Source organism: Streptomyces sp. NPDC006450 (assembly GCF_040612195.1).
GTDB lineage: Bacteria > Actinomycetota > Actinomycetes > Streptomycetales > Streptomycetaceae > Streptomyces.
Window position 1 is genome coordinate 1 of the sequence record NZ_JBEXPT010000177.1, and the last position, 9,264, is coordinate 9,264.

The 9,264-nt window shown below is 71.7% G+C and carries 8 protein-coding genes and 1 pseudogene; 8 read left to right on the plus strand and 1 reads right to left on the minus strand.

The window, feature by feature from the left end; translation table 11 throughout:
* The first annotated feature begins 63 nt into the window (after nucleotides 1-63).
* The 7 genes from ABZY57_RS30560 to ABZY57_RS30590 all read left to right on the plus strand — a co-directional run bounded on the left by ABZY57_RS30560 (nucleotide 64) and on the right by ABZY57_RS30590 (nucleotide 6,663).
* Nucleotides 64-477: a DUF3151 domain-containing protein gene (locus ABZY57_RS30560; RefSeq protein WP_356517428.1), complete on the plus strand. Its 414-nt coding sequence runs from the start codon at nucleotides 64-66 to the stop codon at nucleotides 475-477.
* 219 nt (nucleotides 478-696) lie between these two features.
* Entirely contained in the window at nucleotides 697-1,545 is an 849-nt protein-coding gene (locus tag ABZY57_RS30565) for a tryptophan 2,3-dioxygenase family protein (protein ID WP_356517430.1), read from the plus strand.
* The gene (gene kynU, locus ABZY57_RS30570) at nucleotides 1,538-2,803 is read left to right on the plus strand and encodes a kynureninase (RefSeq protein ID WP_356517432.1); all 1,266 of its coding nucleotides are present in this window, start codon (nucleotides 1,538-1,540) and stop codon (nucleotides 2,801-2,803) included. Before ABZY57_RS30565 ends, kynU begins: the two co-directional genes overlap by 8 nt.
* A gap of 170 nt (nucleotides 2,804-2,973) precedes the next feature.
* On the plus strand, nucleotides 2,974-3,870 hold the full coding sequence (locus ABZY57_RS30575; RefSeq protein WP_356517434.1) for an alpha/beta hydrolase: 897 nt from the start codon (nucleotides 2,974-2,976) through the stop codon (nucleotides 3,868-3,870).
* A 351-nt stretch (nucleotides 3,871-4,221) separates the two neighbouring features.
* Nucleotides 4,222-5,505, plus strand: a complete 1,284-nt coding sequence (locus tag ABZY57_RS30580) for a hypothetical protein (RefSeq protein ID WP_356517436.1) — start codon at nucleotides 4,222-4,224, stop codon at nucleotides 5,503-5,505.
* A 114-nt stretch (nucleotides 5,506-5,619) separates the two neighbouring features.
* On the plus strand, nucleotides 5,620-6,123 hold the full coding sequence (locus tag ABZY57_RS30585) for a hypothetical protein (protein WP_356517438.1): 504 nt from the start codon (nucleotides 5,620-5,622) through the stop codon (nucleotides 6,121-6,123).
* 126 nt (nucleotides 6,124-6,249) lie between these two features.
* Nucleotides 6,250-6,663, plus strand: a complete 414-nt coding sequence (locus tag ABZY57_RS30590; RefSeq protein ID WP_356517440.1) for a hypothetical protein — start codon at nucleotides 6,250-6,252, stop codon at nucleotides 6,661-6,663.
* 658 nt (nucleotides 6,664-7,321) lie between these two features.
* Here ABZY57_RS30590 and ABZY57_RS30595 read toward each other — a convergent pair.
* A complete protein-coding gene (locus ABZY57_RS30595; RefSeq protein WP_327254123.1) occupies nucleotides 7,322-8,605 on the minus strand; it encodes an adenylosuccinate synthase in 1,284 nt (427 codons plus the stop codon).
* A gap of 184 nt (nucleotides 8,606-8,789) precedes the next feature.
* Between ABZY57_RS30595 and ABZY57_RS30600 the strand changes: the two are divergent.
* A pseudogene (locus ABZY57_RS30600) lies at nucleotides 8,790-9,264 on the plus strand (diacylglycerol kinase); the annotation flags it as partial.

The window sequence follows — 9,264 nt, forward strand, 5'->3', positions numbered from 1 at the left end:
CCGCCGTCCACGGACGGCGGGGTCGGGCCCTTCTCCTGTGCCCGCATCCCCCAGACTGTGGGCATGTCTCTTCACCAGAACCTCCTCGGGGGCCCCGCCCCCACCCACCTCCCCGACGAGCCGGGTCGCGCGGCCATCGCCGCCGGCACCCCCGCCGTCGAGGTGGCCGCCGCGCACCCGACGTCCTCCCTGGCCTGGGCCCTCCTCGCCGACGAGGCCTTCTCCGCCGGCCGCACGGTCGAGTCGTACGCGTACGCCCGTACGGGCTACCACCGCGGCCTGGACGCGCTGCGCCGCGCCGGCTGGAAGGGCCACGGCCCGGTGCCGTGGGAGCACGAGCCGAACCAGGGCTTCCTGCGCGCCCTGAACGCCCTGGCCCGCGCGGCCGGCGAGATCGGCGAGAAGGAGGAGTACGAGCGCTGCTCGACCTTCCTGCGCGACTCCTCCGAGACGGCCGCGGACGTCCTCGGCGCCTGACGGACGACGTCCTCGGCGCCTGACGGCCGACGCCTTCGGCGCCCGGTACCGGGCGGGTTCCCGCTTGGGGCCCGCCCGGTCGCGGAACGTGACGTGCGCCACTGACTATTGAAGCCCTGCGGCACGACGGTCTTATGATGCGGACAGGGGACCGGAGCTCCACTCACCTCACCGGAAGGAGCGGACCGCTACCCGGAAGCACGTATCGAGGAGACAGCGATGTCGCACGCCCTTGATGCCTCCGGAGACGGCGGTTCGGACACCCCGAACCTCGACTTCGCCGGCACGACCCCCTACGAGGACTACGTCCAGGCGGACGTCCTCACCCATCTCCAGCACCTGCGCTCGGACGACCCGGGCGAGATGGTGTTCCTGGTCACCACCCAGGTCATGGAGCTGTGGTTCACGGTCATCGTCCACGAGTGGGAGACCGCCGCGCAGGCGCTGCGCGAGGACGAGCTCCCCGTCGCGATGGATGCGCTGAAACGATCCCTCCGTGAGCTGGAGGCCCTCAATTCCTCCTGGCGCCCCCTCGCCCAGCTGACCCCGGGCCAGTTCAACGCCTACCGCGGCGCCCTCGGCGAGGGCTCCGGCTTCCAGTCGGCGATGTACCGCCGGATGGAGTTCCTGCTCGGCGACAAGGCCGCCTCGATGCTGGTCCCGCACCGCGGCGCCCCGCGCGTCCACGCGGAGCTGGAGAAGGCCCTCCACGAGCCCAGCCTCTACGACGAGGTGCTGAGCCTCCTCGCCCGCCGCGGCCTCCCCGTCCCGCCGTCCGTCCTCGACCGCGACCTCTCCCAGCGCTACGAGCCCTCGCCCGAGGTCGAAGCCGTCTGGACGGCCCTGTACGCGGCCCCCGACGCCCACCCGGACCTGCACCGCCTCGGCGAGGTCCTCACCGACGTCGCCGAGCTGGTCTGGCGCTGGCGCAACGACCACCTGGTCGCGACCCGGCGCGCGATGGGTGCGAAGACGGGCACGGGCGGCTCGGCCGGTGTGACCTGGCTGGAGAAGCGGGCCACGAAGAACGTCTTCCCGGAGCTCTGGACGGCGCGCAGCCATGTCTGAGCCGACCGCGGACGCGCTCCCGACCCCGCCGACGCCGACCCCCGGGCCGGCACCCGTGTCCACGCTCCCGGACCTGGCGGCCCGCGCCGAGGCCCTGGACGCGGCCGACCCCCTCGGCAAGCTCCGCGACCGCTTCACCCTCCCCGAGGGCGTGGTCTACCTCGACGGCAACAGCCTCGGCGCGCTTCCCGCAGGGGTGGCCGCCCGGCTCGCCGAGGTGGTCACGGAGCAGTGGGGCACGCGCCTGATCCGCTCCTGGACCGAGGGCGAAGCCAACTGGTGGAACGCCCCCGAGCGCATCGGCGACCGGATAGCCCCGCTGGTCGGCGCCGCCGCAGGCCAGGTGGTCGCCGGCGACTCCACCAGCGTCAACCTCTTCAAGGCCCTGGTCGGCGCCGCCCGGCTGGCCGCGCCCGGCCGGACCGAGCTGCTCGTGGACGCCGCCACCTTCCCCACCGACGGCTACATCGCCGAATCGGCGGCCCGGATGACGGGCCTGCGCGTCGTCCCGGTCGACCCGGCCGCCGCTGCGGAGGCGATGGGACCGGAGACCGCCGTGGTCCTCCTCAACCACGCCGACTACCGCACCGGCCGCCTGCACGACCTGCCCGCCCTGACCGCGGCGGCGCACGCCGCCGGGGCGCTCGTGGTCTGGGACCTGTGCCACACGGCCGGGGCGCTGCCCGTCGGCCTCGACGCGCACGCGGTGGACCTCGCGGTCGGCTGTACGTACAAGTACCTCAACGGCGGCCCCGGCGCTCCCGCGTACCTGTACGTCGCAGCCCGCCACCAGTCCGCCTTCGACTCCCCGCTGCCCGGCTGGAACGGCCACGCGGACCCGTTCGCGATGACCCCCTCCTACGAGGCCGCGCAGGGCGTGGCGCGGGCCCGCGTCGGCACCCCGGACATCCTGTCCATGCTCGCGCTGGAGGCCGCTCTGGACGCCTGGGACGGGGTCGCGGTCGAGGACGTCCGCGCGAAGTCCCTCGCGCTGACCGACTTCTTCCTCGACTGCGTGGCGGCGTACGTCCCGGCGGGCAGGGTCGAGCTGGTCACCCCCACCGGGCACGCACAGCGCGCCAGCCAGGTGTCGCTGCGCACGGAGAACGCGGACGGGGTCATGCGCGAGCTCATCTCGCGGGGGGTGATCGGGGACTTCCGTGCTCCCGATGTCCTGCGCTTCGGATTCACCCCGCTGTACGTCGGCTTCGCGGATGCGGAGCGGGCGGCGCGCGCACTGGGTCACATTTTCGGGTGAACCGGTAGCGAAACGTCACATCACCGCGCGGGCGGGGCTACGGCCCCGCCCGCGCCGGTATCTGCCCGGCCCGCCACGGAGGGGGCCGTTCCGGCCTGATACGGTCCCGCTCTGCCGTAACACCGGAACACCAGTCCCCCTTGTCCCATGCGTTACCGGAGGTTGAGCCGATGACGGACCCCGCAGTCGAACGGGACGCCGCCGAGGCCGCCTCGGCCTTCTCCCATCCGCCCGTAGCTCCCGACGCGACGGCCGCCTACGGTGAGCACCCGGACCAGATCGTCGACTTCTACGCCCCGCGCGGGGAGCGGGCGCAGCCGGGTCTCGCGCGTTCCGCTCCGCTGGTCGTCGTCCTGCACGGCGGGGCCTGGCGCGCCCCCTACGACCGGCAGCACGTCACCCCCTTCGCGGACTTCCTGGCCCGCAGGGGTTTCGCCGTCGCCAATGTCGAGTACCGGCGCGGGAGTTCCCTGCCGCACCAGGATGCCGAGGGCCCGGTGGCGGGCCGCTGGCCCGAGACCTTCGACGACGTGGCCGCCGCCCTCGACGCCCTGCCCGGCCTGGCCGCCGACCGCCTGCCGGAGGCGGACCCGCGCCGCACGGTGCTGACCGGCCACTCGGCCGGAGGCCACCTCGCGCTGTGGGCCGCCGCACGCCACGTGCTCCCGTACGACGCCCCGGCCGGCTGGAAGCTGCCTTCGCCGCCGCCGCTGCGCGGCGTGGTGGCGCTGGCCCCGATCGCGGACTTCACGGTCGCGGAGGAGCTCGGGGTGTGCGGGGGCGCCTCGGCACAACTCCTGGGCGGGCCCAAGGGTTTCGCCGCACGGCGTCCGTGCGCCGACCCGGCGGCGCTGCTCCCGACCGGCATCGCGACGGCGGTGGTCCAGGGGCGGAGCGACATCGTGGTCCCGGAGGCGGTGTCCGAGGCCTACGTGGCGGCGGCCGCACTGGCGGGGGAGACGGTGGGGCTGACCCTGCTGGACGGGGTGGGCCACTTCCCGCTCATCGACCCGGCGGCGGACGCGTGCGCGGTGGTGGCGGAAGAGGTCTCGCAACTGGCCTGGTAGGGACCGGCGGTAGGTGAGCCCCGGTTCCGCCTTCCTCGTGCGCCGATCCAAAGTGAAATATTGGGTCAAAGGGATCGGGTACGCAGGTGCGCCCAGCCGCCGCCAACTGCCGCCATTTATCCGGTATTCCTGGGCGGGTTGCCGCTGCCCGGGTGAGCTCCCGGCATCCAAGTCGCGATGGATTTTCACTAAAGTTTGACAAACTTCGCGCCCCGTATGAATGCTTCCCCCATCTGATCTTGCGTCACGCCGACACCTCGGGCCTGCCCCCGCCGTCAGGCGTACCCCGCAGCGGGCCCGGCCGGGCCGGACGTGACGCACGCACACATGTCGTCTTCATGGGGGATCTTCATGTCCAACACGCATGCCCTGACCCGTGGGCTCGCCGGGGCGGCTGCCGCCGGTCTGGTCATCGGCCTTCTGGTCACCGCACCGGCCCACGCGGGCGAGCCCTCCACGGGCCCGGCCGCCACCTCCGTCGCGGACATCGACAAGGGCGGCGCCGGCCAGGGCCGGTCCGTCGCCACGTCGTTGCTCGCCGCCGGACCCCAGATCACGCGCAGCGAGGTGATCAGGCGGGCCGCTTCCTGGGTGGGTCTCGGGCTCGACTACAGCTGGAACAACACCTACCAGGGCTACCGGACCGACTGCTCCGGCTTCGCCTCGATGGCCTGGCGCCTCGGCACGCCCGGCCTGGACACCACCAGCTTCGTCCCCGGCGGCGTCGCCTCCTGGATAGGCAAGAGCGACCTCAAGCCCGGGGACGCCCTGCTCAACGACGCGGCCGGCGCCGGCGGGCACATAGCCATATTCGCCGGCTGGACCGACTCCTCGAAGACCTCGTACGACGCCTACGAGTTCACCGGCAGCGGCGTGCACCACCGGAAGATCCCGTACCCGTACTTCTCCGGCTACGGCACCTTCAAGCCGGTCCGCAACAACAGCATCGTCGACGACGCGGCCGGTGCGGGTCCGGACAACGTCGGTATCTACCGGGCCTCGACGGGCGAGTTCCACCAGCGCTACGACAACGGCACCCTCGTCAAGGTGCCGTGGGGCGAGACCGGCGATCTGCCGGTCGCCGCGAACTGGGACGGTGGGGGCCCGGACAACGTCGGGATCTTCCGCCCCTCCACGGGCGAGTTCCACCTGCGCTACGACAACGGCAGCATCGCGAAGGTGTCGTGGGGTACGAGCGGTGACCTGCCGGTTTCCGCGAACTGGGACGGTGCCGGTCCCGACAACCTCGGAATCTTCCGGCCCTCCACGGGCGAGTTCCACCTGCGGATGGACAACGGCAGTCTGACGACGATCGCCTGGGGCGAGAGCGGAGACCTGCCCGTCGCGGGCAACTGGGACGGCGGTGCGGCGGGCAACGTCGGCATCTTCCGCCCCTCGACCGGTGAGTTCCACCTGCGGATGGACAACGGCAGCCTGACCAAGATCTCCTGGGGCACGAGCGGTGACCTGCCGGTCTCCGCGAACTGGGACGGTGCCGGTCCCGACAACATCGGGATCTTCCGGCCCTCCACGGGCGAGTTCCACCTCCGGATGGACAACGGAACCCTCACCAAGGTCTCCTGGGGCGACACGGGCGACCTCCCCGTCTCCGGCAACTGGGACGCCGGAAACTAGAAACCGCCACACGGCCCGGGAGCCGCACGGCTCCCGGGCCCTGGGCCTCGTACCCGGCCTCGGCCGCCTTCCCGGACGGCTAGAGTGCCACCAGCCGGTGTGAGGAGGCAGGGAATGAGCGACGAGGACGCAGTGCCGCCCGACGTCCCGGCCTCGAAGGACGGACCTGGCGGGGAAGCGGAACTGCTCGGTCAGCGGGTCGAGTACCTCCTCACCTACGTGCAGCCGCTGGGCAGGCGCTACACGCTGCAGGAGGTCGTCGACGGCATCAGGGAAGCCTCCGGTACGAACGACCCGAAGCTGTCCGTCGGCCGGCTGTGGGCCCTGGCCAAGGGCAAGGTGTCCAATCCGACCATCGGCACGCTCCGCGTCCTCGGGGAGTTCTTCGGCGTGCCGCTCGCCTACTTCATCGACGACGAAGTGGCGGCGCGGGTATCGGCACAGCTCGCGCTGGTAGCGGCCATGCGCGCCAACGACGTGCGCTCGGTGGCCCTGCGCGCGGCCGCCGTCGCGACGATGTCCACGCAGGGCTTCGAGGCGGTGCGTTCCCTCGTCGAGCGGGGCCGTGTCATGGACGACGGTCCGGCGGGCGAAGGGAACTCGCCGCCCGGAGCCTGAGATCCGCCACCCAGGAGAGTCGGCCCGGGGAGATCACGCAGGGCCGCCCGGCGGCCGCGTGTTCGGTCGATACGGCGGGGCGGGGACGCGGCCGCTGAACGCAGCCGGCCTCTGACCCTGCTTCCGATGCCCGCCGACTTCGCGGACGGCTCCGGCATATGCGGGATGTGGGTGTCGATGGGAGACGCCGACCTCGTCCACTACACCCCTGTCGCGAGTCGGCCCCACCAGACGCACATCATCCTGCACGAGCTGGCCCACATCCTCCTCGATCACCGGGAGCCCGGCGTTCCCCAGCCCGAGATGCTGGCGCAGCTCTTCCCCGACCTGGACCCCGCAATGGTCACCCGGCTGCTGGGCCGCGGCCGTACCAAGGCCACCACGCGCCAGGAACAGGAGGCGGAGCTGCTGGCCTCCGTCATGTGGCGGCGCTTCAGCGTGGCCCCCGCCGCCGTGGCGACGGCCACCGCGGACACGGCGGACACCCTCGGCAAGGTGCTCGGAGCGTTCGCCGGACGCGGCGGCCCGGGGCGCGCATGAGGCCGTTCGACATCGCCGTCGTCCCGGCCTTGTGGCTGCTCGTCCTCTGGAAGGCACCGTCCCTGAAAGCGGCGCCCCGGCGGGACCGCGCCCTGTGGACGATGTGGACGCTGTGGGCCGTGAGCTTCGGCATCGGAGTGCCGGCGGTCCGCGCCCGGCGATCCTCGAAGGCGTGGCTGCGCTGGGTCCTCCTGGGGTTGGCGGAGGCCGGACTCGCCGCCTCGTTCCTCGCCTCGCCGCTCCCGGACGGTGAGACCGACCTGGTGACGCGGACGGATCTGCCCCTGATGCAGGTGTACTGGGCGATCTTCCTCGCCTACATCGCCTACGGGGTGGCGAGCGCGATCCACCTGTGCTGGCGCTACGGCCGCCAGGTCTTGCCCGGCCCGTCGCGCACCTCGATGAACCTGCTGGGGCTGGCCAGTTGTTTCGGCCTGCTCTACGTCCTGCACCGACTGGCGTATCTCGCGGCGGGCATGGCCGGATCGACCAGTACGGCCGGAGTCGCCGCCACCACGCAAGTACTGCTGAGGGGCGGCCCCGTGGGACCGCCCCTCCGGGCTCGGTTGCGGCTACCGGCTACCGGCTACCGGCTACCGGGATACCGGCTACCGGGATACCGGCCAGCGCCTACCGCCGAGCGCCTGCCGCCTACCGCCTACAGGAACGAGTTGATCTCGATCGTCTCGGTGCGGCCGGGGCCGACGCCGATCGCGGAGATCGGCGCGCCCGACATCTCCTCGAGGGCCTTGACGTACGCCTGGGCGTTCTTCGGGAGGTCCGCGAAGGTCTTGGCCTTGGTGATGTCCTCGGACCAGCCGGGGAGGTTTTCGTAGATCGGCTTCGCGTGGTGGAAGTCCGACTGCGAGTACGGGAGCTCCTCGACGCGCTTGCCGTCGATCTCGTACGCGACGCAGACCGGGATCTCTTCCCAGCCGGTCAGGACGTCCAGCTTGGTGAGGAAGAAGTCCGTCAGACCGTTGACGCGGGTCGCGTAGCGGGCGATCGGGGCGTCGAACCAGCCGCAGCGGCGGTCGCGGCCGGTGGTCACGCCGCGCTCGCCGCCGATGCGGCGCAGGGCCTCGCCGTCCGCGTCGAACAGCTCGGTCGGGAACGGGCCGGAGCCGACACGGGTCGTGTACGCCTTCAGGATGCCGATGACGCGGCTGATCTTCGTCGGGCCGACGCCCGCACCGGTGCAGGCGCCACCGGCGGTCGGGTTCGAGGAGGTGACGAAGGGGTACGTGCCGTGGTCGACGTCGAGCAGCGTGCCCTGGCCGCCCTCGAAGAGCACGACCTTGTCCTCGTCGAGCGCGTTGTTGATGATCAGGGTGGTGTCGGCGACGTACGGCTTGATCTGCTCCGCGTACTGGAGCATCTCTTCGACGATCTGGGCCGGGTCGATCGCGCGGCGGTTGTACAGCTTCGCGAGGAGCTGGTTCTTGCCCTCCAGCGCCGCTTCGACCTTCTGGGTGAGGATCGACTCGTCGTAGAGGTCCTGGACGCGGATGCCGATGCGGTTGATCTTGTCCGCGTACGTCGGGCCGATGCCGCGGCCGGTCGTACCGATCTTGCGCTTGCCGAGGAAGCGCTCGCCGACCTTGTCGAGGGTGACGTTGTACGGCGTGATGAGGTGCGCGTTGCCGCTGAGCAGCAGCTTCGAGGTGTCGATGCCGCGCTCGTTCAGGCCGCGCAGCTCGGAGAGCAGGACGGCCGGGTCGACGACGACACCGTTGCCGATGACCGGGGTGCATCCGGGGGAGAGGATGCCGGAAGGGAGGAGGTGCAGTGCGTACTTCTGGTCGCCTACGACAACCGTGTGGCCGGCGTTGTTGCCGCCCTGGTAGCGCACTACATAGTCAACGGATCCACCGAGCAGGTCGGTGGCCTTTCCCTTGCCCTCGTCACCCCACTGAGCTCCGAGCAGCACAAGAGCGGGCACAGGCGTACACCTCTTCCGGATGGGGCATGTCCAGGGTCAGGGGGCGTACGACGATGTACACCGCAGGCTGAGCCGTCGGACCGGTGCCCCGGAATAGACGAAGGCCCTGGCGCAATAGCGCAAGGGCCTCTTGCACAAAGATGCTACCCGAGGAAGGACCGAGGTGTCGGCTCCAGAGCCCACCATGAGCCATGCGGGCGCGCCGGTAGGCGGCCTGCTCGTGCTCGTCGACCCGGTCGCCCGCCGTCTTGACGGCGAGTCCGTGCGAATCGCGAAAGATGTGCTGTCTGCGGGAGCGGCGGCGAAAATTTGTCTCCCGGACTCACAGGAGGAGTTTGCGCGGGCCCTCGCCCGCCGGGGTCATCGGCAGCCGGTGATCGTGGGCGACGACCGCGCGCTCGTACGGGCCGTCGGGCTGCTGCACCGTGAGCGGGCGCTGTCCGAGGGAGCCGTTTCGCTGATTCCGGTGGGGTCGGCGGGGTCGCTGGTACTGGCGCTGCAGCTCGGCGTGCCGCTGTCGGCCGTGTCGGCCGCGCGGGCGGTCCTGGACGGGGCCGTCGGCATGCGGGACCTGCTGGTCGACGACAGCGACGGGGTGGTGCTGGGCGGCATCGGCATCCCGCCACCGCCCGTGGGGCGCGCGTCGGGGTCCCGGTCGG

Excerpts from the sequence above, each read along its gene's own strand:
- ABZY57_RS30580 (WP_356517436.1), top strand. The coding sequence starts at position 4,222 with ATGTCCAACACGCATGCCCTGACCCGTGGGCTCGCCGGGGCGGCTGCC.
- kynU (WP_356517432.1), top strand. The coding sequence starts at position 1,538 with ATGTCTGAGCCGACCGCGGACGCGCTCCCGACCCCGCCGACGCCGACC.
- ABZY57_RS30565 (WP_356517430.1), top strand. The coding sequence starts at position 697 with ATGTCGCACGCCCTTGATGCCTCCGGAGACGGCGGTTCGGACACCCCG.
- ABZY57_RS30560 (WP_356517428.1), top strand. The coding sequence starts at position 64 with ATGTCTCTTCACCAGAACCTCCTCGGGGGCCCCGCCCCCACCCACCTC.
- ABZY57_RS30575 (WP_356517434.1), top strand. The coding sequence starts at position 2,974 with ATGACGGACCCCGCAGTCGAACGGGACGCCGCCGAGGCCGCCTCGGCC.
- ABZY57_RS30590 (WP_356517440.1), top strand. The coding sequence starts at position 6,250 with ATGCCCGCCGACTTCGCGGACGGCTCCGGCATATGCGGGATGTGGGTG.
- ABZY57_RS30585 (WP_356517438.1), top strand. The coding sequence starts at position 5,620 with ATGAGCGACGAGGACGCAGTGCCGCCCGACGTCCCGGCCTCGAAGGAC.